This window comes from Dactylosporangium sp. NPDC051485 (assembly GCF_040682015.1).
Classification (GTDB): Bacteria; Actinomycetota; Actinomycetes; order Mycobacteriales; family Micromonosporaceae; genus Dactylosporangium.
The window spans coordinates 51,552-76,472 of the sequence record NZ_JBFAZW010000019.1 but is presented as its reverse complement, the minus strand read 5'-3'; the positions used below and the strand labels follow the sequence as shown (position 1 = coordinate 76,472).

Annotated in this window: 21 protein-coding genes; 19 read left to right on the top strand and 2 right to left on the bottom strand. The window is 70.6% G+C overall.

What is annotated here, in order from left to right; all coding sequences use genetic code 11:
* Positions 1 to 4 precede the first annotated feature (4 nt).
* From AB0M46_RS13730 to AB0M46_RS13645, 18 genes are all read left to right on the top strand, one after another.
* Complete coding sequence (locus AB0M46_RS13730; RefSeq protein WP_363335686.1) at positions 5 to 709, top strand: hypothetical protein; 705 nt, start codon at positions 5 to 7, stop codon at positions 707 to 709.
* 464 nt (positions 710 to 1,173) lie between these two features.
* Positions 1,174 to 3,309 (top strand): hypothetical protein, encoded by a 2,136-nt coding sequence (locus AB0M46_RS13725; protein WP_363335684.1) that lies wholly within the window; start codon positions 1,174 to 1,176, stop codon positions 3,307 to 3,309.
* 40 nt (positions 3,310 to 3,349) lie between these two features.
* Positions 3,350 to 4,855 (top strand): SCO6880 family protein, encoded by a 1,506-nt coding sequence (locus AB0M46_RS13720; RefSeq protein WP_363335682.1) that lies wholly within the window; start codon positions 3,350 to 3,352, stop codon positions 4,853 to 4,855.
* Complete coding sequence (locus AB0M46_RS13715; protein WP_363335681.1) at positions 4,852 to 6,540, top strand: hypothetical protein; 1,689 nt, start codon at positions 4,852 to 4,854, stop codon at positions 6,538 to 6,540. The genes AB0M46_RS13720 and AB0M46_RS13715 overlap by 4 nt, the downstream gene beginning before the upstream one ends.
* On the top strand, positions 6,537 to 8,402 hold the full coding sequence (locus AB0M46_RS13710) for a TraM recognition domain-containing protein (RefSeq protein ID WP_363335680.1): 1,866 nt from the start codon (positions 6,537 to 6,539) through the stop codon (positions 8,400 to 8,402). The genes AB0M46_RS13715 and AB0M46_RS13710 overlap by 4 nt, the downstream gene beginning before the upstream one ends.
* Positions 8,399 to 8,995, top strand: a complete 597-nt coding sequence (locus AB0M46_RS13705) for a hypothetical protein (RefSeq protein WP_363335679.1) — start codon at positions 8,399 to 8,401, stop codon at positions 8,993 to 8,995. Before AB0M46_RS13710 ends, AB0M46_RS13705 begins: the two co-directional genes overlap by 4 nt.
* Positions 8,992 to 9,270, top strand: coding sequence for a hypothetical protein (locus AB0M46_RS13700; protein ID WP_363335678.1), 279 nt, complete (start codon positions 8,992 to 8,994; stop codon positions 9,268 to 9,270). Before AB0M46_RS13705 ends, AB0M46_RS13700 begins: the two co-directional genes overlap by 4 nt.
* Entirely contained in the window at positions 9,270 to 9,533 is a 264-nt protein-coding gene (locus tag AB0M46_RS13695) for a hypothetical protein (protein ID WP_363335677.1), read from the top strand. Before AB0M46_RS13700 ends, AB0M46_RS13695 begins: the two co-directional genes overlap by 1 nt.
* Positions 9,530 to 10,051, top strand: a complete 522-nt coding sequence (locus AB0M46_RS13690) for a hypothetical protein (protein ID WP_363335676.1) — start codon at positions 9,530 to 9,532, stop codon at positions 10,049 to 10,051. Before AB0M46_RS13695 ends, AB0M46_RS13690 begins: the two co-directional genes overlap by 4 nt.
* The gene (locus AB0M46_RS13685) at positions 10,048 to 11,136 is read left to right on the top strand and encodes a M23 family metallopeptidase (RefSeq protein ID WP_363335675.1); all 1,089 of its coding nucleotides are present in this window, start codon (positions 10,048 to 10,050) and stop codon (positions 11,134 to 11,136) included. Before AB0M46_RS13690 ends, AB0M46_RS13685 begins: the two co-directional genes overlap by 4 nt.
* On the top strand, positions 11,133 to 12,599 hold the full coding sequence (locus AB0M46_RS13680; protein WP_363335674.1) for an APC family permease: 1,467 nt from the start codon (positions 11,133 to 11,135) through the stop codon (positions 12,597 to 12,599). The genes AB0M46_RS13685 and AB0M46_RS13680 overlap by 4 nt, the downstream gene beginning before the upstream one ends.
* 39 nt (positions 12,600 to 12,638) lie before the next feature.
* Entirely contained in the window at positions 12,639 to 14,402 is a 1,764-nt protein-coding gene (locus tag AB0M46_RS13675; RefSeq protein ID WP_363335672.1) for an asparagine synthase-related protein, read from the top strand.
* A 66-nt stretch (positions 14,403 to 14,468) separates the two neighbouring features.
* A complete protein-coding gene (locus AB0M46_RS13670) occupies positions 14,469 to 16,166 on the top strand; it encodes an enoyl-CoA hydratase-related protein (RefSeq protein WP_363335670.1) in 1,698 nt (565 codons plus the stop codon).
* A gap of 164 nt (positions 16,167 to 16,330) precedes the next feature.
* Entirely contained in the window at positions 16,331 to 17,296 is a 966-nt protein-coding gene (locus AB0M46_RS13665; protein ID WP_363335764.1) for a DMT family transporter, read from the top strand.
* Positions 17,293 to 18,087, top strand: a complete 795-nt coding sequence (locus tag AB0M46_RS13660; protein WP_363335668.1) for a hypothetical protein — start codon at positions 17,293 to 17,295, stop codon at positions 18,085 to 18,087. The genes AB0M46_RS13665 and AB0M46_RS13660 overlap by 4 nt, the downstream gene beginning before the upstream one ends.
* 61 nt (positions 18,088 to 18,148) lie before the next feature.
* Positions 18,149 to 18,859: a 2OG-Fe(II) oxygenase gene (locus tag AB0M46_RS13655; protein ID WP_363335666.1), complete on the top strand. Its 711-nt coding sequence runs from the start codon at positions 18,149 to 18,151 to the stop codon at positions 18,857 to 18,859.
* Positions 18,860 to 18,926: 67 nt separating this feature from the next.
* Entirely contained in the window at positions 18,927 to 20,039 is a 1,113-nt protein-coding gene (locus AB0M46_RS13650) for a GntG family PLP-dependent aldolase (protein WP_363335762.1), read from the top strand.
* Positions 20,040 to 20,863: 824 nt separating this feature from the next.
* Positions 20,864 to 21,751 carry a hypothetical protein gene (locus AB0M46_RS13645; RefSeq protein ID WP_363335664.1) on the top strand — a complete coding sequence of 296 codons (888 nt, stop codon included), beginning with the start codon at positions 20,864 to 20,866 and terminating at the stop codon, positions 21,749 to 21,751.
* A gap of 658 nt (positions 21,752 to 22,409) precedes the next feature.
* Here the strand turns inward: AB0M46_RS13645 and AB0M46_RS13640 are convergent.
* Positions 22,410 to 22,673 (bottom strand): hypothetical protein, encoded by a 264-nt coding sequence (locus AB0M46_RS13640; protein WP_363335663.1) that lies wholly within the window; start codon positions 22,671 to 22,673, stop codon positions 22,410 to 22,412.
* Positions 22,674 to 22,829: 156 nt separating this feature from the next.
* Here AB0M46_RS13640 and AB0M46_RS13635 point away from each other — a divergent pair, with 156 nt between their 5' ends.
* A complete protein-coding gene (locus tag AB0M46_RS13635) occupies positions 22,830 to 23,000 on the top strand; it encodes a hypothetical protein (protein ID WP_363335661.1) in 171 nt (56 codons plus the stop codon).
* Positions 23,001 to 23,049: 49 nt separating this feature from the next.
* On the opposite strand, the gene AB0M46_RS13630 is transcribed toward AB0M46_RS13635, so the two are convergent.
* The gene (locus AB0M46_RS13630; protein WP_363335660.1) at positions 23,050 to 24,654 is read right to left on the bottom strand and encodes a DUF6119 family protein; all 1,605 of its coding nucleotides are present in this window, start codon (positions 24,652 to 24,654) and stop codon (positions 23,050 to 23,052) included.
* Between the last annotated feature and the right edge of the window lie 267 nt (positions 24,655 to 24,921).

Genomic DNA, 24,921 nt, shown 5'->3' with positions numbered 1-24,921 from the left:
ACGCATGGGCGACTACAAGTCTGCGTTCGAGCCGGGACCGCGGCCGGGTCGCGGCGTGACCTGGCTGCTGGCGGTGCTGCTGCTGTTCGGCGGCGGGCTGGCCGTCGACCGGTGGCTGCTGCCGCACCCCGTGCCGGCGGCGGCACCGTCCTCGTCGGTCCACGCGCCGCTGTCCGCGTCCCGGTGGTCGGCGACGACCCGTGGGGCGGGTGACGCGGCGGCGTGGCTGGAGAGTCGGCTTGCCGCCACGGCCGCCCTGCCCGCCGGTGAGCGGCGGGAGCAAGTCGCCGGACTGCTGGCTGCCGACGCGACACCGGGCCTGCTGGACCGGCTTGTGGTCGCCGGGGACGAACCGGCCGGAGGCATCCGGCAGACCGTCGTCGCCCGCATCTGGGCAGACCGGGCCAACGACCCGGCACAGCTGCCGATCGGTACCCGGGTCCGGGTGCAGTCCTACGGCTTGGCGCTGCTCGGCTCGGCCGGCGACGGCGTGAGCGCACCGACGGCCTCGTTGACCGGTGGGTGGGCGGTGCATGACCTCACCGTGCAGTTGACCTCCGACGGGTGGCGGCTCGCCGAGGTTCAGCCACCGGTGCCGGCACCTGGGCCGAACCTGCGCGGCGCCAGCCCGGACGGCGCCGCCCGCGACATGAGCCTGCTGACCAGGGTCCTCGGCCCGGACTCGTGGGCGCCGGAGACACAGCCATGATGTACCGATCTCGATGCCGGCCCGCAGCGGTCGTGGCGTTCACCGTCCCGATGATGGCGATGACCGTCCCATTGACGTTCAAGCCGGGCAAGCCCGTTCCCGCCGATTGCACCAACGGTGACCGGCACGCGCCGTCCGGCGCACCCCCGCCCATGCCGCCGAAGTATCCGGCGCACACCGGCGAGGGGCGGCGGGCCAGGCCGCCGCACCGCCCGCGTCGCCTGACCAGCACCGCCAAACCGGTGCGGCCGGTTTCCGGACCGCCCCAGCGTCGGACGTGGCGATGGGTGCGGCTCGGGCTGCTGGCGACCGTGCTGGCGTTCGCAACCGCCATCGCCACGGGGACCGGTCCGGCTCTGGCCGACCCGAGCTCACCGCCGCCCTCACCGACGCCAAGCCCGACGGCGCCCGTCGACAACCCAGCGTGCGGCGGAACGGTCCCGGACGACCAGCAGCGCTGGTGCGTGCGTTGGGCCAGGTACACCGCGACACCACCAGAGGGTGCACCGTCGCATTGGGTCACCGCCTGCGAGCAATCGCTGACCACCGACGAGCAGGCCCCGTGCATCGGCGTCGCCCTGACCCTCGACGACCGCCTGAAAGACGGCACCCCGACCGTACTATCCGACGTCCCGGTCGGGACGAACTCGGCACCGGAACTGGTGCGCTGCCAGCTGTTCGGCGACCGCGCGACCGCCGAGCCCGACAAGGCCGACCGGTGGAACTGGAAACGCGACCGGTGCAAGGTGATGGCCCGCACTCTGTCCTTCACCCTCCGTCCGCCGGCCTCGGCGAACCCACCGGTGACCACCCCATCGGACCCACCGGCCAGCGAATGCGGCACCACGGACGTCAGCTGCCACATCACCAAAGGCATCAAAGACGCCATCGCGGGCGGTGTGCGTACCGGCATACAGGGACTGACCGACGTCGCGGTCCAGTCGATGGCCTGGGGTCTCGGCGAACTCGCCAAGTGGATCTTCGACGAGTCCGGGCCGAGCACGCCGGACGAGAGCTTCTTCTTCGTCTACAACAACGCCGCCGGCCTGCTGCTCGTCTTCGTCCTGGTCCTGTTCATCATCTCCGTGATCATCAACGGCCTGCGGGTGCGCGGGCCGACCCCGCTCGCCTCCCTCGGCGGCCTGGTCCGCGCACTGCTGGGCATCACGTTCGCCGGTGGGCTCGCCTTCGTCATCACGCAGGCGTGGGACGAGGCGACGGCCGCGCTGATCGACCGCAACTCGGTCACCACCTGGAACCCGGCGCAGTGGGTCCAGGCAGTCACTGCCCTGTCCGGCGGCGTCGGGACCACCCTCGTCGCATTGATCATCTCGCTGTTCAGCCTGATCGGGCTGCTGCTCGTCGGCATCATGCTGCTGTTCCGCGGCCTGCTGGCGACCGGAGCCGCGCTGTACGGCGCGATGGCCATGGCCGGGCAGGTATCCGAGGAGACCCAGCACTGGGGCCGTCGCTGGTTCTGGACAGTCAACGCGCTCGCCTCAAGCAAATTCTTCATGGCGATGCTGTGGATCTACGGCACCCGAGGCGCGTACCAGAGCGACCTGTTCACCGCCCTCAAAGCCATGTTGATCATCTGGATGATGGTGATGGCGCCGTGGGTGTTGCTGCGGCTCACCTCCATCTTCGACGGTTACGTCAGCGACATCAACGCCCGTGGCGTCCTCGCCGCAGCGGCCTCCGGCATCGGCAGCGCCGTCGGGCAAGCCGCCCACCCCGGCGGAGGTGGCGGCGGCGGGCAGGGCGGGCCCGGTGATCAGGCGGCCGGGTTGATGAACACCAACGTCGCGGACATGGCCACGTCCCCTGCACGCCAGGCAGGACAGGAAGCCGGTCAAGCGACCGGGCTCACGCCAGGAGCGCAGCAGCAGGCGGCCGACGCGGTCAGCACCGGCGGCGACCAGGGCAAGGTCGGCGACCCGTCCTCCGCTGGCGGCCCGGCGGACGGCTCCACCGACAGCAGCGGCGGCAGCGGCGAGGGCGGCGGGCAGAGCACGGCGAACGGCCCCGCGGACCGGCCGAACGCGGCCGAGGCCGACGGTACGCAGGGCGGTGTTCAGCATGCCCGCCACGATCTTGGCACCGGCCAGGTCACTGCCCCCGGCGACGCGACCGGCGCGGCCGGGGCACCGGCAACCGATCCGACCGGGATGCAGAACCCGGGCGGCAGCGCCACGGACGGCGGCACCGCAACCGGCGCGGACGGCGCGCAGCCGGGCGGGCAGAGCGCCAGCGGCGAGCACGGCAGCGGCGAGCACGGCAGCGGCGAGCACGGCAGCGGCGCCGAGACCGGTCCAGGGTCCGGCGCCCCCGGTGCGGAGCCCGGACCGCCGAACGGCACCGGCTCGGACGCCAGCGGCAGCACCAGCAACGACGGGGGCGGCGCAGCGCCGTCAGGTGCCGGCCCGCCAAGCGGGTCCACACCCGGCCCGTCCGACGGTGCCGACGGACCGCCGGCTGGCGGGAGCGGGCCGCCGAGCTCCAGCGGCGGTGGCGGTGGCGGTGGCGGTGGCGGCAGCGGTGGAAGTCCGGCCGGTGGCGCTGCGGCGGGCGCCGCGGACGTTCCGATCGTGCCGGTGTGACAGCTCGACCCGTATGGACGACTCGACGAGGGGTTGACCGATGACGCAGTTCCAGTTCCCCCCGCGCTCCACGCGCGGTGCGGTGATGGGGTTCACCTGGTCCCAGATCGTCACGGTGGCGTCCGGGGTGATCTCTGCCGTGGTCGCCGCCAACCTGATCACGGCCGGGCGTCCCTGGGCGGGCGGCGGAGTGCTGCTCGCGGCGGTGCTGCTCATCACGCTCGGGCTGCTGCGGCTACGTGGGCGGCGCATCACCGAGTGGATTCCGGTGGTCCTCGGGGCGCTCGTGCAGCGGGCCGGGCGCCAGGACCGCTACCGGGGCCAGGTGTTCGCGCCCAACAGCGTGGCCGAGCACCTGGACTTGCCCGGCCCGGCGGCCGGGTACCGGTGGCTGCCGGCCGTCGCCGCTGACGGCACCACGGAGGTGGGGCTGCTGCTGCACCGGCGGGAGCGGACCGTGACCGCCGCGCTGAGCTGCACCGGCGCCAACTTCATCCTGGCCGACACGTCGGTGCAGGCCCAGCGGCTCGTCGACTGGGCGCAGGTGCTGAACATCCTGGGTACCGAGTACGGGGACACCGGTCTGGTGCGCTGGGCGCTGACGACGCGGGCGGTGCCTGATACCGGTAACCGGGCCCAGCGGTATCTGACGGACCGGGCCGTTGACACCGGCAGCCTCGCCTACGCGTCGCTGGCCGAGTTGACCGCGGCGGCAGCGCCGAGCGCGCAGCGGCACGAGACGTACCTGAGCGTCGTGTTCGATGTGGCGCGGCTGTCTGCGGAGATCGCCGACGCCGGCGGGACCGACGCCGCCGTCGCTGCGGTCGTCCTGGACCGGCTCGCCGGGATCGAGGCGACCGTCACCGAGGCCGGGGTGACGACGAGCGGGTGGCTGACCCCGCGCGGCTATGCCGCCGTCATCCGCACCCAGTTCGACCCGGCCGATCAGGAGTCAGTCGACTTGCGCGGCGGGACCGGTGCGCCGAGCGGGGTGGCACCGCGCCTGGCCGGGCCGGCAGCGGCGGAGACGGTCGGCTGGTCGACATACCGGCACGACTCCGGGGTGTCGCGCACGCTGTGGGTTGCCGACATGCCGCGGCAGCTGGTCGCGGCGACGTGGCTGACCCCGTTGTATACGCGGGCCACCGGCCGGCGGACCGTCACCCTGCTCGCCCAGCCGATCCCTGCGGCCCTGGCCAACTTGGCGGCCCGCCGCGAGCAGGTCGCCCGCGCCGGCGACGAGGTCACCAAACGGCGGCTGCGGCTGGTGCGCACGGCCCGCGAGGACGCCGAGGCCCGCTCGGTGGCCCAGATCGACCGGGAGCAGGCGCACGGGCACACCCGCTACCGGTACGCGCTGCTGGTGACCGTCACCGCCGACACGGTCGAAGCGCTCGACCGTGACGTGCGGGCGGTCAAACGGGTCCTGTCGCGGGCCGGATGCGAAGCAACGACATTGTTCGGTGAGCAGGACCAGGCGTTCGTGGCGGCGGCGCTGCCGCTGGCGCGTGGGCTCGCCCCGATCCGCGGCTGGTGGTCGGCATGACCCGCCGCCCCGCCCTGCGTCCGGCCCGGCCGAAGCTGCGCCGTGAGGGCGCCTTCGCCGACCAGCTCACCGACGCCGCAGCGGCCCGTGACCTGCACCGCGCCGAACAGGCAGTGCAGCGCGAGCGAGTCGCCGTCGAGCGGGAGACGGCCCGGCTGACCGGCCCGCCGCAGGTCGACCGGCGCGGCGCTCACGGCCGCGCGGCCGGCCGGGTCGCGTGGCCGCTGCGACTGCCGCCGCTGGTCACCACCTCCGCGCAGTTGTGCTCCGTGTATCCATTCGTGACCGATCCGGGTCTGCCGGTCGACGGGCCGCTGGTCGGGCTGGAGGTCTATTCGAGGGCGGCGTTCACGTTCTCGGTGCACGAGCTGTACCGGGCGAAGCTGCTGACCGCGCCGAACGTCGTAGTCACCGGCGAGATCGGCACCGCGAAGTCGTCGCTGCTCAAATGCCTGGCGTTCCGCGGCATCCCGTTCGGGACCAGGTTCTACGTCACCGACGTGAAGGGCGAGTACGACGGGCTCGCCGAAGCGGCCGGGATCCGGCCGGTGCGGATCGGCCCTGGCCTCGGGGTCGTGATGAATCCGCTGGCCGGCATTCGCCGCGACCCTGCCCTGCCGTTCGAGCAGTGGCGGCAGCCGCAGCGGGCCCGGCGCCTGCTGCTGCTGGAAGGGCTGCTGGAGATCCAGCTCGGCGGGCCGCTCGCCGAGGCCGAACGCTCCCTCGTCGAGTACGCCGTCGACGCGGTCGCCGACCCGGCCGCTGGTGACGAGCGGCAGGCGACGCCGACGCTGTCGACGGTCCTGGCGGCGATGGGCCAGCCGGAGCGGTGGTCGCACCGCCTCGACCGGCTCAACTACCCCCTGGCCATGTTCGTCGAGGACTCCCGCCGGGTCCGGCTCGCGCTGGAGCGGCTGGTGTCCGGTGCGCTGGGCGGCATCTTCGACGGCCCGGCCGACGCCAGCGCGAAGCTCGACTTCGACGTCGCCGGTGCGGTGCTGGACCTGCGGGCGATCCGCGCGTCGGACCAGATGACCGCGATGGCGATGACCTGCGCTCAGTCGTGGCTGGAAGCCGAGCTGTCACGTCCCGACGCCCCGCCGAGGGTCTGCTTCTACGATGAATTTGCCCTGATCGCGAGGCACTTGCCGCTCATCCGCAGGATGAGAGAACAACTCAAGCTCGCCCGCGCGTTGGGCATCGCGAACGTTCTGGCTTTCCACAGATTCTCCGACCTGGCCGCGTCAGGTTCCGCGGACTCCGAGCAGGTGCGGATCGCCCGCGGCCTGATCGAGGACTCCGGGGTACGGATCTCCTACCGGCAGGCGACCGGTTCGGTGGATCAGGCCCGGGAGTTCCTCGCCACCACGGACGTCGAGACGGACCTGCTGCGCTATCTGCGCCAGGGCGTCGGGTTGTGGAAGGTCGGCACCCGCTCCTACGTGGTGAAGCACCAGCTGTCGACGGTCGAGACGCGGATGGTGCACACCGACAGCCGGATGGAGCACGTACCCGGCGTCGACGACCTCACCGACGCGGAGTACGAGGCGCGGATCGAGACCGCCGCCACCGGCACCCGGCCCAGCGACGCTCCGGATAACACACCTGGCACCGCACGGGGCGCCGCAGGGGTCGACGGCGCCGTCGTCGGCGCGACACCGCCCCCGGCGGGTGAGCGGGCATGAACCGGCCGCCGCTGTCCTCACCCGGGCATCATCTGCCGCAGCGCGGATGGACCCGCGCCGACATCTGGGTCCGGTTGGGGCTGCTCGGTGCGCTGGTCGTCGTCGTGCCGACCGCCGTGTGGACCCTGTGGCTGGCCGGGCAGGTCGGCGGCGTCCTCACCCACGCCGCGTGGCCGGACAGCGGACCGGGCGACGCGCCCGGCATCGCCGTGCGGCTCCCCGACGACCTCGCCGACCCGGCCGCTGCCTGGCCTGCCGACGCGACAGCCGACGCCGTACCGGCGTGGCTGTTCTACCCGCTGTGGCTCGTGCTGTTCGTTGCGCACCTCGCCGCAGTCGCGGCGCCGGTGCTGCGGGTGGCGCGCTCGCGGGTGCGACGCAAAGGCTTCGCCCGCCGCCCCGACGTGGACGCCCTGCTCTCCGGCGACGCGGTCCGCGCCCGCGTCGACGTGCTGCGCCCCGGGCTGACCGTCACCGACCGCGACGACCCGGACGAGGTGGCGGCGAAGACAGCCCGCCGCGCCGATCCGCTCGAAGTCGCCCGGCTCCTCGGGTTCGACCCGATCTCCGGCGCCCCGCGGTACCTCGCCAACGAATACAACCTCCTGGCTGCGGCGGTGGCGCGGTTCGGGTCGAAGACGACCCGGTACGCCATCCCCCGCGTGATCGACGCCCGCGGCGCCGTGATCTCCACCTCGACCCGCCTGGACATCGCCGACGTCACCTACACCCACCGGTCCCGGCTCGGGCCTACCTGGATCTTCGAGCCGCAGGGCGTCGTGCCGGGCGTGCCGCGGCTGCGCTGGTCACCGGTGCACGGCGCCGAGGACCTGACCGTGGCGATGCTGCGCGCGACCGCGCTCGCCGCCGGAGCCGGCCTGAACGAGTCGGTGGAGAACGGCGAATACTTCCGCCAGCAGGCCGCCATGATCATCCGAGCGCAGTTGCACGCCGCCGCGCTCGACGGACGGGCCACGATGGTCGACGTCCTGCGCTGGAGCCAGAATCCCGGCGATCGGCGGCCGGAGCAGATCCTGCGCCACCACGGCGTGCCGATCTGGGCCGACCGGCTCACTCTGCACCGGGAGACCGCCGGCCGGGCGCGCGACACCATCCAGACCGTCGTGTCCGGTGCGCTGGATGCGATCAGTGACCCGCGGGTCCTCGCCGCGGTGTCCCCTCCCCGCGGCGAGGAGTTCAAGCCCGCCGAGTGGCTGGCCGAAGGCGGGACGCTGTATCTGGTCGGCACCCGCGACGCGCAGACCACCGTGGCGCCGCTGCTCACCGCGATCAGCGAAGACCTGCTCTTCCGTGCCCGCCAGCAGGCGTTCCTGGCCCCGGGCGGCCGGGTCGAGCCGGCGTTGTACTTCGTCGGCGACGAGATCAGCAACATCGCCCCGCTGCCGTCCCTGCCATCGCTGATGACCGAAGGCGGCGGATCGGGAATCGTCGTCGACGTCTTCACGCAGAACGTCCACCAGCTGCGGGAACGATGGGGTGACAAGGGCGGCGCCGCGATCGACGCGTCCGCCAACTGCCGCCTGTATATCGGCGGTTCGTCGGACGTGCCTGGGCTGCGGGACGCGCAATCGCTGTCCGGGCAGGTCCGCGAGGTCGTCTCGGGGCACAGCTGGGGCCACGGCCGTGCCTCGGTGAACGAGAACGTCCGCCGCGAGAACCTGTTCGACCTCGGCGAGCTGCGCACCCTGCCGACCGGCCGGGCGATCGCCCTCATCGGCAACCTGGCCCCGATCGAACTGCAGGTACCGGCGTGGTGGGAACGGCCCGACGCCGCCGAGCTCAAAGCCGGGCAGGCCGCCTTCCGGCGGCTGCTCGCCGGCGGCAAGGGCGGTGCGCCATGACCGACCGGTTCGCCTTCCAGCTGCCCGACGACGCACCGCCCGACCTTGAGGCCGTCAAGCTGCTCGGCGCCGGCCTCGACGACCTGCGGGCCGCGGTCGCCGACCTCGCCACCGACGTCGCCGACCTCCAAGAACGCGCGGCGAACGGCGCAGCCCCGCCACCGGCGGCCGTGCCGGGCTCGTTGTCGTGGGCCGATCTGGACCGGCCGGCCGCCTCGACGCTATGGGTATGGCTGATCCGCTGGATGCAGTGGCTGATTCGCCGCTACCCGGTCATGCAGGACATCCCCGCCTGCTGGGCCCGGCACCCCGCGCTGGTCGAGGAACTCACGGCGCTGGCCGCCGCGTGGCACGCGGCATATGCGCCGAACAGCCAGCCGCAGGAGCCGCTGCGCTGGCATGAGGCGTTTGCCCGCGCTCGGGTGCGGCTGCGCGAGTGGGACGACCACACCCGATGCCGGCACACCGGCCACACCCCGCTCAGTAACGAGTACGGATGGCCGTCCGACTGGCGTGACGACGCACTGGAGGCCGTCGACGCGGACCTGGCTGGGCGCCGCGTCCCCGAACGCACTGGTGGTGAGCCGACATGAGCAGTCCCGCGCCCATCGCGTCCCGCGCCGACTGGGACGACGTCATCGACGCGATCCAGGAGACCAGCCAGGACATCCGAGACCTCCGCGACGAGATCGCGGACCGCCGTGCCGAACGAGAAGGAGACGACACCGTGACCGACCCCGACCGCGCGGACCTGGACGAAGTCCTCGAGCGGGAACGCCTCGACCGCCTCGACTACGAGACCGACGGCCGTCTCGACGGCGACTACGACCCCGACCCCGACCCCCGCGACTATGACCTGGACGACTGATGACGCTCACCATTACGCCTCCCGCACCGGCCACCTCACCCGACCCCGACGACGAGACCGGCCGGTACGCAGCCGTCCTGGACCAGGTGGACGCGACCATGAACAGCGCCTTGCAGGCCGCACGGGCCGCCTACCACGTCCCGCGCGCCCAGCGGGAGCGGGTGCTCGCCGACCTGCACACCCGCGTCCGCAGCATGGGGCTGCTGCTCAACGAAGCGCTGGGTGGGTGGCCGCCACCCCCGGCCGCCGACGAGGCGCCGTGACCGGCACCGCCCAGCGCCTGCGCGCGGCCGTCAGCCTCATCGTGCTGGCGGTCGCCGTCGCCGCCTGCGCCACGTCTCCGACCCCACCGGCACCGACCGGATCGGTCACGGCACCGGCTGTCTCGGCGGGCAGCGCCCAGCCCGACGACCACGACCACGACCACGACGGCGTCGGGCCGACACAGCCGCCGTCGACCGGCGACCTCGCAGCGGCCCACAACGCCGGGCAGGCGTTCGTCACGGCATGGGCCCGGCCCGACCTACCGGCCAGCGACTGGCACGCCACCGTCGCACCGCTCGCCGTACCGGCCTACGCCAACAAGCTGTCCACAGTAGACCCGAGCAGGGTTCCGGCGACCCGGGTGACCGGACCCGCGGTGACCGTGTCGGCCACGGCGAGTGCGGTCCTGCTAGACGTACCGACGGACGCAGGCACGGTCCGGGTCAGCGTCGTTCTGCAGGACCGACGGTGGCTGGTCGACGACCTGGCAATCAACCGGTCGGCGGCACCGCGATGAAGCGCGCCGCGATCGTCCTGGCCGTGGTCTTCGTGCTGTGTCTGAGCTGCTGTGTCGGGGCGGCCATGGTCCTGGACGGGCCAGCCGGTGCGTGCGCCCCGCCCGCCCTGAGTTCCGGTGCGCCGGTCGTGGTCCGCACCGCAGGGTTGCAGCCAGTCGGGCCGTGGCGGGTCGACCCGCACCTGCACAACGCGGCCATCATCGTCGGCGTTGGGCAGCGACTCCAGGTTCCGCCGCGCGGCTGGGTGATCGCCGTCGCCACCGCGATGCAGGAGAGCTCGCTGACGAACCTCGACCACGGCGACCGCGACAGCCTCGGGCTGTTCCAGCAACGCCCGAGCCAGGGGTGGGGCAGCCGGGAACAGATCCTCGACCCGGTCTACGCCTCGACGAAGTTCTACGAACGGCTGCTCAAGGTGTCCGGCTGGGAACGGATGGACCTGACAGACGCCGCCCAGGCCGTGCAGCGCTCCGCCACCCCCGGCGCCTACGCCAAGCACGAGACCTACGCCGAGCAGATCGTGGCCCAGGTGACCGGCGTCGCGTCGATCACCGACCTGCCCGGCGCGTCACTGGTCAACTGCACCGGCGCCGGACCCGTGTCTGCCGGTGGCTGGACCAGGCCGGTACCCGGAAAGATCGTCTCCCCGTACGGCCAGCGCGGCACAGAGAAGCACGCCGGCGTGGACCTCCAGGCCAACCGGTATGACGTGATCGTGGCGGCGGCGGCCGGCACTGTCGTGCATGTCACCTGCGACCAGTCGACCGGCAATTGCGACATCGACGGCAGCCCACAGAAGAAGGGCTGCGGCTGGTACGTCGATATCAGCCACGGCAACGGCATCGCCACCCGCTACTGCCACATGGTCCGAAAGCCCGACGTCGTCGACGGCCAAGCCGTGACCGCCGGCCAGCCGATCGGCGTCGTCGGCACATCCGGCAGATCTTCAGGCCCGCACCTGCATTTCGAGATCCACAAGGGTGTCGTGTGCGGCCCGGTCCGATGCGGTCTCGACAAGGACAACTCCATCGACCCCGCCGTCTTCATGCGAGACAACGGCGCACCCCTAGGACCGCAGCCATGATCACACTCCGAGCCGCCGCGCCTGCTCTCGCCGCTCTGCCCGCTCCTACAACGGCGGTACGTCCAACAGCTCCAGTATCGCACAACGCGGCCGGGCGGCTCGGGTTCGGCGCGGTCGTCGCGATGTCCGTCGGGGCGCTGCTCGGCCCCGGCGTCCTCGTGCTGCCCGCCCTCGCAGCGGCAACAGCCGGCCCGGCGTCGCTGGCCGCGTGGGCGGTGCTGCTGGTCGCGTCTGTCCCGATCGCGGCCACGTTCACCGCGTTGGCCGTGCGGTATCCGCAGGCTGGCGGGGTCGCCGGCATCGTGGCACGCGCGTTCGGTGAACGCGCTGGTGCCGTCGTCGGCTGGTGGTTCTTCGTGGCCGTGCCGGTGGTGGCCACGACGAGCGCGTTGATAGGCGGTCAGTACCTCGCCGCCGTCATGGGTGCCGGGCGGCTCACCGCGTACGCGGTCGCCGTCGCGATCCTGGTCCTGGTGTTCGCCGCCAACGCCGGCGGCGTGCACCTGTCCGGGCGGGTGCAGCTCGGGCTCGTTGCCGCCCTCGCCGGTCTGCTGCTGGTCGTGATCGTGACGGCGGCGCCGCACGTCGACCTGGACAACTTCGTGCCGTTCATGCCGCGCGACGCGTGGTCTGTCGGCCAGGCGGTGGCGCTGCTGTTCGTCGCAGTCGCTGGTTGGGAAGCGTGCAGCACCCTCACACCCGTCGTGGACCGGCCCCGGCGGACCCTGCCCCGGGTCGCCGCCGTGACCATCGCCGTACTCACGGTGCTCTACCTCGGGCTGGCCGCTGCGACCGTCGGTGTGCTCGGCCCGGACGCCGCCTCCACCGACGCGCCGCTGCTCGCCGTCGTCACGGTTGGCCTCGGCCCGGCCGCGGGCGGGCTCGTCGCCGTGGTCGCATTGCTGCTGACCGCTGGCGCGGCCAACGTCTACGTCGCCGGCGCGGCCCACGCCGGCGCCGCGCTGGCCGAATCGGGGCATCTCCCGGCGTGGATCGGCCGGCGCAGCGGCGGTGAACCGCGCCGCAGCCTCGCCGTACAGGCCGCGGCGACCGCTGCTGTCACTGCGGTGTGTTGCAGCGTCGGTGCCGGCACCGGCCCGCTGCTGCGGGTGGTGTCGGTGCTGCTCGCCGCGGTCGCCGTCGCCGGTGTGGCCGCCGGTGTGATGCTCCTGCGCGGCCGGGCGTTCATCGTCGCCGTGGCAGCGACAGCCGTCACCGTGGCCGTGCTCGCCGCAGCCGGCCCGGCCGTGCTGGCTCCGGCCGTCGTCACCGGTGCGGCGCTGCTGTGGACCTGCCTGCCGGCCCGCGCCGCTCCGGCGCGACTGGTCCGGACAGCCGGCAGCCGGGAGCCGTCCGCCGCCGTGGTGGCAGCGCCGACGCGAGCGTCCCCGGCGTCGCCGCGGCCCGCCCGGCGCAGGCGACGCCGCCGACGCAAACGCCGAGTCAAGTCCGGCCGCCGCTGACCGCGCTCCGCCGTTTCCCAAGACGAGAGGGGTACCGCGTTGCACCGCATCGCCGGGTGGGTCGACCCCACCATGCATGAACGGCTGGCCCTGCCCACCCTGCAGACGATCGCCGACGCGATGTCCGCGGAGGCAGGCGCCGACACCGCCACCTGGACGAGCGGCGATGCCGCGCTGGCGCGCACAGCTGCCGTGCAGCCCACCGCTGCACCGGCGGTAGCGACCCACGGCGGGGTCACCGTCGTCGCCGACGCCGCGCTCACCAACACCGACGAACTACGCCGGCACCTCACCCGGTACGGCGCGGTGTTCCGCACCCGTGCCGATGAGGAGGTCGTCCTGCACGCCTTCCTGCGGTGGGGCGGCAAAGCGGTCGCCCGGCTCGACGGCGCGTTCGCCGTCGCTGCCTACGACGTGCGCACACGTCGTCTGTTCCTGGCCCGGGACCGGTTCGGCGTCAAACCGCTGCACCACGCCCTGCTTCCTGGCGGGGGTCTGGTGTTCGCCTCGACGGTGCGCGGCGTGCTCGCCCATCCACGCGTCACGGCGCAGGTCGGCCCGGAAGGTCTCGCCGATCTGCTCCTGACCCCTACTTGGCATGTGCCCGGCCGCACGGTCCTGGACGGCGTCGACGAACTCGCGCCCGGTCACCGTGCCTGGATGGACGGCCGCCATCTCTCGGTGGAGCGGTGGTGGCAGCTGCAACCTCGCCGTCACGGCCAGGACGACCCGGCGACGATCCGCACCGTATTCCGGTTGCTCGCCGAACAGACCGCCGGGCACGCCCGCGGGCACCACAACGTCGTCGTTGCCACCGGCGGCGGCGTTGACTCCGCCGCACTCGCCGCACTCACAGCAGGCGCCGACCGGGCCGAGGTCTGCACCGCGACGCTGCTCCTGCGCGTGCCTGAGCCACGCACCGGTGACAGCGGTGCGGGTCGCCCGGCCCGCGACGTGGCGGCGTATCTCGACCTCGCGCACGTCGACATCGTCGCCGGCACCGGGCACCTGCTGGACACCGAACCAGTCACCCGCGCCGCGCTCGACCGGCCTGCACCCGGAGCCGACACCATCGGTCAGCACCGGTACCTGCGCCAACTCGCCGCCCGCACGGACGCAGCGCCCGTCGTGCTGACCGGTACCGGCGCCGACGAGACGTTCGCCGACGGCACAAGCGCCGACGCCGGCCTCCGGTCCGGGCCGGCGGACGGCTTCGACCTCGACCGGCTCCTGCGCGCAGACGTCGCCGCAGTGCTGCACCCCGATCGGCATCGGGCCCAGCGGCTCGCCTCCGCGAACGCCGGCCTGCCCGACCTGAGCCACCTCCCGCCCGCCGACCAGCGCCGCCAGCGCGAGGTGCTACTGGCACTGGGCCACCTGCTGCCGGCCCGGCTCGGCCAGCTCGATCGGCTCGCCGCGGTCACCGGCGTCGACCTCCGTCATCCGTATCTGGAACACCACATGGTCGCCTACGCGTTGGCGCTGCCGGCGAGCACGGCCTGCCTCGGCGGCCACCACAAAGGCGTGCTGCGGCACGCGGTCGCGGACCTGCTGCCGGACAAGACCACCTGGGGCTCCGGTACCGGCTGGCCCAGCGGCGACCAGCTGCCGCAATGGCGCTCCAACCGGCGGCTCAGCCTCGCCGAGCAGAGCACCGACCCCGCCAGCGCACTGCACCCGCTGCTCGACCCACGGGCCGTGGCTGGGCTGCTCGCCCGCACCGATCCCGCGGCTGAGCGCGCCATCGCGTACCTCGTCGACCTCGACGCTTGGCTCCGGGGCGTCCGGGTCGTGTTCACCTGATCCGACGCCAGCGGTCCACCGGTCCAATCCGAGACCACGGAGCCGAAACTTCGACAAGGGAGACCCATGCGGGTGCTGCTACTCGTGTCAGCGTTCAACGGCCTGAGCCAGCGCACGTGGTGCGCGCTACGCGCTGCCGGACATCACGTCGACGTCGAGCTCGCCGTCGACGAGGCGACCATGTTCGGCGCCGCCAACCTCGCGCAGCCCGACCTCATCCTCTGCCCGTATCTGAAGGACCGGGTGCCCGCCGCGGTCTGGTCGCGGTGGACCACGATCATCATCCATCCCGGGCCGGTCGGTGACCGCGGGCCGAGTTCCCTGGACTGGGCGATCACCGACGCCGCCCCCACCTGGGGCGTCACCGCGCTGCAGGCCGTCGACGAGATGGACGCAGGCCCCGTGTGGGCCACGCGCACCTTCCCCATGCCCAGCGAACCAACCCGCAAGAGCACTCTCTACAACGGCGTCGTCGCCGACGCCGCCCTGGAGTGCATCGGCGAAGTCCTCGACAAGGCCGGCGACCCGCTCTTCACGCCGACACCCCTGGCCGTCGCACCACGGGCCGTGCCCGGCACCACCCTGCGGCCGTTGATGCGCCAGCACGACCGCACGATCGATTGGCGACAACCCGCAGCCGACATCGTCCGGCGCATCCACGCCGCCGACGGCAGTCCTGGCGTGCGCACCGACCTCGCCGGGCACACCGTGCAGCTGTTCGACGCATCGGTGGCGGCGCGACCGGTTGCTGGGCACCCGGGCCAGATCATCGCCCACGACGACGACGCGGTGCTCATCGCGGCCGGCGGCGGTACCGGCGTGTGGATCGGGCACGCCAAGTGGGTGGACGCCAGCGGAACGCCCGGCATCAAACTGCCCGCAGCGGACGTGCTGCACGACGCACTCCGCGGCGTGCCACGGCAGCCGGGACCGGCACGCATCACCTACCGGCGGCACGGCAGCCACATCGGCGAGGTGGCCTTCGACATCTACAACGGCGCAATGAATGTGCCCTGGTCACGGCGATTGGCCACCGCACTGCGCCGGGCGCTCGCCCAGGACACCCGAGTGCTCATCATCAGCGGCGGCCTCGACGCGTTCTGCCACGGCATCGACCTTAACGCCATCCACGCCTCCGACGACCCGGCCGCCGCCGCGTGGGCGAGCATCCGGGCGATCAATGCGGTGTGCCGCGTCATCACCGCCGACACCAGCCACACCATCATCGCCGCGATCACCGGCCCGGCCGGAGCGGGCGGCGTCATGCTGCCCCTCGGCGCGGACGTCGTCGTCGCCCGCAGCGGCGTCACGCTCAACGCGCACTACGACATCGGCCTTGCCGGGTCCGAGCTGCACACCGTCACCCTGCCGGCCCGTGTCGGCATCGGCGCCGCCCGCCGCCTGCTCACCGAGCACCTTCCCGTCGACGCCGACCAGGCCGCCGCGCTCGGGCTGGTCGACGCCGTCGGGCCGCGTGATCCACACCAGTTCCATGCCTGGCTGCTCGAACTCGCCGACCAGCACACCAAGCGGCGCCCGGGCAGCGGCGGGACGGCAGCGCACGGCATCGCCGGTCCTGCCGGCGATCCGGCCGCCCGGCCGCTGGCGTACTGGGAGACCGGCGAACTCGCCCGCATGGCGTTGGACATCTTCGACGACCGCCAAGGCTTCGCTGCGCGGCGGGACGCGTTCGTCAACAAACGCCGCGCGGACCGCACACCCGCCTGGCTCGCCACCCACCGCCTCGATCGGCCGCACCGATGACTTCACGCTCGGCAGCCAAGCAGAAACAGCGGGCCCGGCACCGCCGGGCGGCGGCTGGACGCAAGCGCGCCGTTCACCTGCCCAGCGGCAGCCGCCCCGCAGCCCCGCTGGGCGCCCCGCAGGCCGCTACCCCGCAGCCCGCATTCCACCGCCGCACTCGACCGATCGCGCCCCGACGCGCTATCGGCCTCGCGGCCGCGGGACTCGGTGGCATCGCGGTGGCCGTGCAGTCCCGCATCAACGGCGCGCTGGCCGGCCAGCTGCACCACCCGGGCGCCGCCGCGGTGCTGTCGTTCTGCACCGGCCTGCTGTTGCTGCTGGTGGTCGTCGCGGCAACCCGCCGCGGCCGGCAGGGTCTGGCAGGGGTCCGGGATGCTGTGCGAGCTGGGACGCTGCAGTGGTGGCACTGTCTCGGCGGGGTGCTCGGCGCCTATCTGGTGGTGATCCAGAGCCTTACCGTGACCGTTCTCGGGGTCGCCGCGTTCACCGTTGCTGCCGTCGCCGGGCAGGCGGCAGGTGGGCTGCTGCTGGATCGCAGCGGCGCCGCACCAACCGGGCCGCAGCCGGTCACGCCGGCACGGGCCGCCGGCGCGGCACTCGCCGTGACTGCGGTCCTGATCACAGTCGCCGGGCAGCTCACCCGGCCACAGTCGCTACCGCTGCTGCTGCTTCCCGTCGCCGCCGGTGCCGGGATGGCCTGGCAGCAGGCCGCCAACGGCCGGGTCCGGGTCACGGCCGGCGGTGCAGGGCCTGCCGCGCTCGTGAGCTTCGCGGCCGGAGCCGTCGTCCTGCTGTTCGCGTTCGGCATCGCTGTCCTGGCCGGTGATGTGCCGAGCGGTGGGCTGCCGACCTCGCCGTGGATGTACCTCGGCGGCCCGCTCGGCGTCGCGTTCATCGCGATCGCTGCGGCGGTGGTCCGCCACACCGGTGTCCTCCTGCTCGGCCTCGCCATGACCGTCGGGCAGCTGACCGGTGCCGTCGTCCTGGACACCGTGACCCCGGTGCCGTCCAGTGGCGGGCCCAGTGCCTCGATGCTCACCGGCGTCGGGCTGACCATCCTCGCCACCCTGATCGCCGCAGCCGGCAGACCGAAAACAGCCCCGCAACACACACCACGGAGCAGACGATGACCATCACCCTCAACGCATCCCAGCCGGACCCTCGGCTGCGCTACACCTTCGGCGGCGACAGCGGCTACGAGACCGAGCTGCACCTAACCGAGGCGCTGTCCGCGCTCGTCCCAGACAGCGACCTGGCCCACCGCGACCACCGGCTGTTCCAGCTCGCGCACGTGATGACCGAATACGCGTGGGTCGGCATCCACGACGCGCTGTGCCTGCTCGATGCGGCACTGGCCAAGGACGACCTCGTCGACGCAGGACGGACGCTTGCGCGGGCCACATCCCTCGCTGAGCTGCCGGTCAGCTGCCTGCGCCTGTTGACCGACGCACTCCCGCAAGCAGTCTTCCTGCAGATGCGGGGGCGCTTCGCGCAGGGCGCCACGGGGCTCGACTCACCCGGCGCGCGCAGCCTCCGCAAGGCCGGGGCGGCGGTCTGGGAGCGATTCGAGCAGACTCTGACCGCGCACGGCGTCACCCTCGACGATCTCGTCAACGCGACCGAACCCGGCTACACCGGCCAGACCAGCCGGGCGCTGCTGGCCGACGTGATGTTGCACCTGCAACGCCTCGACACCCGAATCCTGGCCTGGAAGCAGGGGCACCTCACGCTGGTGTGGCAGCTCCTCGGCGGCCACCCGCACGCCACCACCGAGCCGGACGCCGCATCGGCTGACCAGCCGACGAGCATGCGCGGCCGGCCGATCACCGACCTGCGCCGCCTGGCCGCCCGGCCCCTGTTCCCGCTGCTGTGGCAACGCAGCAGCACCGTCTACCACGCCGCGGAAACCGGCTACAGCTGAGCGGCAACCCTCGAACCGCGACGACCCCCGACCGGCACCCACCCAATCCTGAGGAGCAACAGTGCGATCCACGACCGAAGCCCCTTCCGCGTTCGCGTCGACGTTCGCCGCCACCTGGCGGCCCCCGACCCTGATGCCGTTCCACTGGCACGTCTTCGACATCGCCGCAGCCCTGCCGGCCGGCTGGGACACCGAACTACTCGACCTCGCCCAGCACAGCGCCGCCCGGCACACGTTCCGGCCCCTGATGGCCACCGCCCGGGAAGACGCCGACGCCGAAATCCCACTCGAGACCGTCAACGGCGAGCACCTCGCCGCCGACGCACCGTGGCTCATCGAGCTCTACACCGGCTGGTTCCGCCAGCTCGCCCTGCAGCTGACCGAGGAAGAGCTGTTCATCACGACGACTCTGAACCGAGCGCTGAGCCTCAACATCCTGCGACCCGACGGCACCCGCTACCCCTGCCACGTCGACAGCAACCCCATGCAGGGCCTGCTGTACCTCACTGACCTCGACCCGAGCACCGGAGGCGGCCTGGTCGTGGCCCGCGACAGGAACGCCCGCACCGTCGCCGACGTCGACGCCGACTGCGGGATCATCTACCCGCACCGGGGCCAGCTGTACTTCTTCGACGCGCGAGCCCACGCACACTACGTCGAACCCCTGCACAGCCCGGTGACCCGAGCGGTCGTCACGATGAACTACTACTCGCCGTCATGCCCCGAATCGGTCCGCCCGGCCGGACTCGACGAGCAGCTGTTCAACTCATGAGGTTCACTAGACGCCGCCGACGCCCGCCGGCGGCGCGAAGCACCCGAGCGAGAATGTCGTGAACAGCATTGTCGACCTGCGCAGCGACACTGTTACCCAACCCACCGACGGGATGCGCGCGGCCATGGCCGCGGCCGTCGTCGGTGATGACGGGTTCGACGAGGATCCCACCGCGCAGGCGCTGCAGCGCGACGTTGCCACGCTGTTCGGCCGACAGGCGGCGCTGTTCATGCCGAGCTGCACCATGGCGAACCTGGCCGGCCTCATGGCACTGCTCAACCGCGGCGACGAACTGATCTGCGCCACGACCGCCGAACTCGTCACACATGCACACGGCGCGTTGGCCGCGATCGGGGGAATCTCCGCCCGGACGGGTCAAGCCGTAAACGGGCTACTGGACGCGCGGACGGTCACGTCGCTGCTGGGCAGGTCGGAGTTCTACACCAACCCGACCGCAGCGATTGCCGTTGAACAAACCGCAAACCGAGTTGGTGGCCTGGTCTACCCACTGGACGAGCTCATCGCCTTGCATGGAGTCGCCACAGCAGCTGGCATTCCGCTGATCTGCGACGGCGCCCGGATCTGGAACGCGCACACCGCCACCGGTGTGCCGCTGACCCAGTACGGCCGGCTGTTCAACGTCATCTCCGTTTCGCTGGCCAAGGGCCTTGGTGCGCCTATGGGCGGACTCGTGATCGGCTCCACCGACGTCGTCCAGCGAGCTCGGAAGATCCGTAAGCAACTCGGCGGCGCAATGCGCCAGGCGGGCATCATGGCCGCGGCTGCCCGCTACGCCCTTGAGCACCACTTGCCCAGACTGCACGACGATCATCGACGCGCCGCCGTCCTCGCTGCCGCGCTCACCCCCTATGGCGTAGCCGACCCTGCCCAGGTCCACACCAACATGCTGGTGCTGGAACTGCGCGGCACCACCTGGAAGGCCGGGGAGTTCGTAGCGGCGGCGGCGACCCAAGGCGTGCTGTGCTGCGCGCTCTCCGCGGATCAAGTACGGCTGGTCACCCACCTCAACGTGACTGACGACCTGCTGGGCCAAGCGATCGATGTGATCGTCGGACTACTACGGCATCGGGAACCTGGTCGCCCCTTCCGACGCGGCCGTCCGCACCAGCACCGAGTGTTCCCCGAACCGGCGCGAAGCCTTCACGCCGGTTCTTCTTGACCAGACGTTCAGGACGGCGAGCAGCTGGATCGGGACGGGAGTCTCCTCGGCCATGAAGCGGACCCTACCTGTCGGTACCCGGGGTAGGGTCGGACTTCGCACCGACGCTTGCTGGCCATACCCCAAGGTCACGCCGAGCGGCCGGTACGCCCAGTCGTCAGCGATTGGCGCACTTGAGATCCTCGACAGGTGGAGAAGAACGAATAGGGCTCGTTGTATCGGCACCTGGAACTCCTGGAGAGAGGGTCAGCACGGTTGCGGTGGTTCACATTTCCGGGGCGGCGCATCACCGGTGTAGGTCTGCGATGGGCAGACTCGTACTGTGCGCTGAGGCGATATCGTCCACGTGTACGTCGCTGCGTGGTAGCCCACGTAGGTAATCCGTCCGCAACACACGTAGTGGCGTGGACCGTTGGTCACCGTGCGGGTCTCTGGCACTCCGCCAACGATCAACCGCACCTTGATGTCGTACTCGAAGAGGTCCGGGCCGGGAGGGCTGTTGATTGCGAACTTCAGTTCGATCGACTGACCGACGGCCAGTACGTATTCGGTGCCGCCGATACCTATGGGTGCCGACGTCGGACGGCGGGGCAGCACACCTCCGCCACTCACGGTAGGCTCACGAGCCCAATACCGGCGTCGATACGTTTGCATTCGGGGGATCCATGCGTCGCGCTCCGCTCCGTGCTGTGCTCCTGACCGCAATAGTGGTCGCGTCCCTCGGACTTGCAGCATGCAATCGCACATCGGCTGACTCCTCAAACGCGGTGAACCCGAGTGGCGCTGCCAGTGACAAGGCGGGCGCAGTCGCGCCATCCGGCATCGTGAGCTTCTACCAGCAGGGGACAAACACGTTTGCCGTTCGCGTCTACGACCCCGCGAACGGCGCACTGCTCTACGACGGTGCCCTGCCGGAGGACCGGTTCCTGTCGACGAGCCTGGTGATGGACTCGTCGGCCCCCGCAAGCCGAGTGCGGTTCAGCCCTGACCGCAGCTACCTGTACTACATCGGCGGCGACCGCGGATGCGACCTGGTCCTGCTCAAGTGGACACCCGGTGGCTACATCGCGCACGCTGCGGTGAAGCCGCCGACCACGTTCTCCAGCAGCGGCACCTGCTTCGACGAACCACACTTCGAGGACGGCAAGCTCGTCGCGACCGCGAAGGACGACAAGCAGCAACCTACGGTGAGCACCCGCTATGCCATCGACCCGGCCCGACCAGCCGCCGCGCCGACCGACCTCGGTCCGGAAAAGTTCGCCAAGCAGGATCTGAAGGTCAACGCCCCACCGGACGGCGCGAAGGACTGGACCGCGACGGCCCTGACGTACAACGGCAAACCGGCGAGGATCGACGTCGACAGCGGATGGCTGCCGTGGCCGTTCTGCAGGGACCAGATCACTGACACGACATGGCTGTGCGCCGCCCTCCACAACACCACAGACCCGAAGGACGAAACCCCGTATGGCGCCGTTGCAGTCGCGACGGTCGACGTAGCTGCCGGCACCGTGTCGTTCGCATCGGCCGCACCGACGGCAAAGCTCAACGCCGTACTGCTGTCCCCCGATCGGCAGTCCGCCATCACCTACAGCACCACTGCCGGCTTCTACCGGATCGATCTCAAGGGTGGGGCAGCGCCGGTCAAACTGTTCGACGTGCTGGCGAAGTCGGGCGGTCAGCAGGCGGCTCCGGCGCCGTACACCTGGATCTGAGTGACAGGAATCGCGCAACCTGCCGAGGCAAGGATGGAGCGGCGGGTCCGCGGTCGTGCGGTTTCCGACCGATCCGCGTATCCGTCACTCTGAGTCGAGGGGTGTCGGTGTGGCGAGCCAAAATCCCTGCGGGACGAAGGCGGAACGACGTTCGGCGGCGTGAGCTGCCCACATCTGTGGAATCTCGGAGTCGAAACCGCTGATGCCACGTGGAGCGCGTACTCCAACTCGGCGTATCCGCCGATACGGGCGATGCAGTCGACCACGCGGTGGAGCAGGTACGGGTCAGCACGATAGCCGTCGACCATCTCCATGATGATCTGGAGGCAGTCGGAGCGCCTCTGATCAAACACGGCCCACGTCAGCTCCTGCGGATAGTCTTCGCACATCACCGCGACCGTCTCCGGAGGCAGTGCGTTCATCACGGCCTCGATCGAATGCCTGCGCAGTCGGGTTGTCGGCGCAATCGCGAGGACAGCTGCCAACCGCACCACATGCAACCGTCAGTAGTCAAACCTCTTGCTCGGAATGACTAACTGTGAGGCCACCTTCTTATCGGGGTTCTGGACCTTTCTATGCAGCGCCCATCTCTGGCGCGTCTCGGACTTTCCAACACCGGCCCGTTGCAGCCAGCAACCGGACCATTGCGCGGAGTGACTCAGTCCATATCCAGGCCGTCGGTGTTCAAAGCGCCCAGGTTGTTTCTCAGGAACCTTCTCGTTTGATCCTCATCAGCTACGAACTCCTCGTCGTAGCGACTGTCCGCCCACGAAGTCTTGCCCGTTGAACGAATGCGTAGCTCTCCACCCACAATCTGATACTGCCTATCATTGGTATTGTTTCTGTCACTGTAGTGAGTCGATGTCTTGAATCCTTCATTCTGATCCAACAGCTGCTGGATTACCTGCTTCGTCAGGCGCACGGTGCACGTCCTTAGAAAATCACTTTTACCGATCGCTGGCGAGGTGTGTCCGAGCACATCGGCCAGCAGTCGAGAGTGTAGCTGGGGTACCTTCGACCGCACAGCGTGGGATGTGTACGGCGTCACCGAGAACCCGTTCGGTCAGTCACTGACGAGGTGGGTGAATTCGTCCTAACGGCGACCTCCGCTGCCGTCGAATTCACCCCGGGATTCCGCAACCGGTTCCGCGTGCTCGGTGAACGTGACGACAGCCTGCTCAAGACGACCGTCGAAGCCTCCGCCGCGGCTCTGACCATCCCCCACCTCAAAGACGATCGAACCATCTGAAAATGTGCGCTACACAGAGTCACGAACTGTTGCTCGGAAAGGCTCAGTGTCAGGAAGGCGGGATCGCGATCACTTCAACCGCGATGTTTCGGGTCTCCAGATGCTGGATGAGCCGGACCAAGGTGACCTGGCTGAAGGTGAACAGGTCGTTGACACGCAGCTTGCGGCGTCCACCGATCGCGAGGACAACCTTCACCGGCGACTCGGGTGCGGTGCGCTTCCCCTGGCTGCGGGTAGCGACTTTCTGGGCGAGAGCTCGTCGTCCTTCGGCGTCGTACAGAAGCTGTTCGATGGCGACATGGACCTGCGCGAAGAGATGGCTAGCGTCGTCGGATCCTCGGAGCCGCTTGACGTGGATGAACTCATCGTTTGGTCCGAGCGGGTCGCAATGCTCGATGCCCCGTGGGTGAACCGCGGTGCGGATCAGTTTGCGATCGAGAACGAGGTACCGAGCGTCCTGGCGGGCAACCAACTCATTGTAGTTCTTCTCGTCCATCCCTTCGGGCCACGGCGGAAGGGTCAGCGTTGATCTGGCGCCGAGAATGCGGGCGGCCTCCTTGCGAACCTGGCTCTCGTAGTCCTGGGCGACCGCGAACCACCGGCCGTCGTGGAAGAAGTAGAGCTTGTCGTCGATGCGGGTCTCGAAGGCGATCCATTTGACAGCAGGGATCTGTGGGCTCAGCGCGGCGTCGTCGTCGCTCATGAGCATGACTTTGATCGTGCGGAGCAGGTCGAGCGGGTTGCGGAACGGCCACTCTCCGATGATCTCCTTGAGGTGGTTAATCGACAGCCACGGCAATACCACGTCCTCGGCGCCCGGGACGTGCAGCAGTCTCACCGTGTCGACGGCGCTGAACTCGTCGGACTGCTCCCACGGCCACCCTGTGCCGAGCCGCTCATCCGCCTCGCCGCGCAGGGCGGCGGCAAGACGGGCGTCGAGTTTCTTCCGCTGAGGATGGCGGGGCTGCAACGGCATGAGTCGTGTGAGCAGCTCAAGATCGGGATGGGTGATGGGTTGCGTGAGCGTCGTACCGATGGTGGTCAAGTCCTTGATGAGATCGGCGGGGTCACGGGCGAGCGGCATGTTCAAGGCGTCGGCGCCGCGGATCGTGACGGCCTTGCCGTCAGGGGCGACGATGCCGCGGCCGACCACCTTGCTCACGACGGTGCCGAGTTCGGCGAGTCCGAAGGCGCGTACGTCGCCGCCGGTTGGTATCGATCGCCGGTCGATCAACGCCCTGCGGTCGATGGTGTGCCGGGTGACGGATCGTAGATCGTCCACGTCGGCCACGCGCGCCAGGTACTGCAGCCCGAAGCCGGGTTCGACCACGCTGTAGTCGAGTAGGTGGTGACCCATGCCGTAGCAGAGCGCGTAGACGTGATCGTCGACCGGGAGCAGGAGGACGGCGGCGGCGGTGTCGTTACAAGGGTCGATGTCGAGGCCGGTGTAGCCTGCGACGTCTCCTGCCCATCGGACCTTCTCAGCACGGATCTGCCCAACGGCGAGAAGGCCGGTTGTGTCCGCGACGGTCACCGGCTGTGCGACGAACTCAGGCCGGTCGAGGTACTTGGCACGGATGACGGCGTTGAGCCCTCCGGACTTGGCGAGGCGGTACACGGTGGCGCGCGCTCGGGCAGCGGGCGTTCGAGACATCGGCGTTCCTCTCGGTCGGAGATGGAAGGTGAGGGCTCGGAAGGACAGCCCTGGGCCGATCCGTTACAAGTCGGCCACGCACTGCAATCGAAGCAAGATCACTAATGTTCCAAAAGCCGGATACCGATACCCTGGGTTATCAGCGATGCAGATCGAACCTTCGGGTGTTGAACGCTAGGGTTAGCACAGTCACGATCGATTCGGTGGAGGTGAGCGATGCCGCCTGAAAGGGGCCTGCTCATCTCTATGCCGGAGATTGCCGAGCTG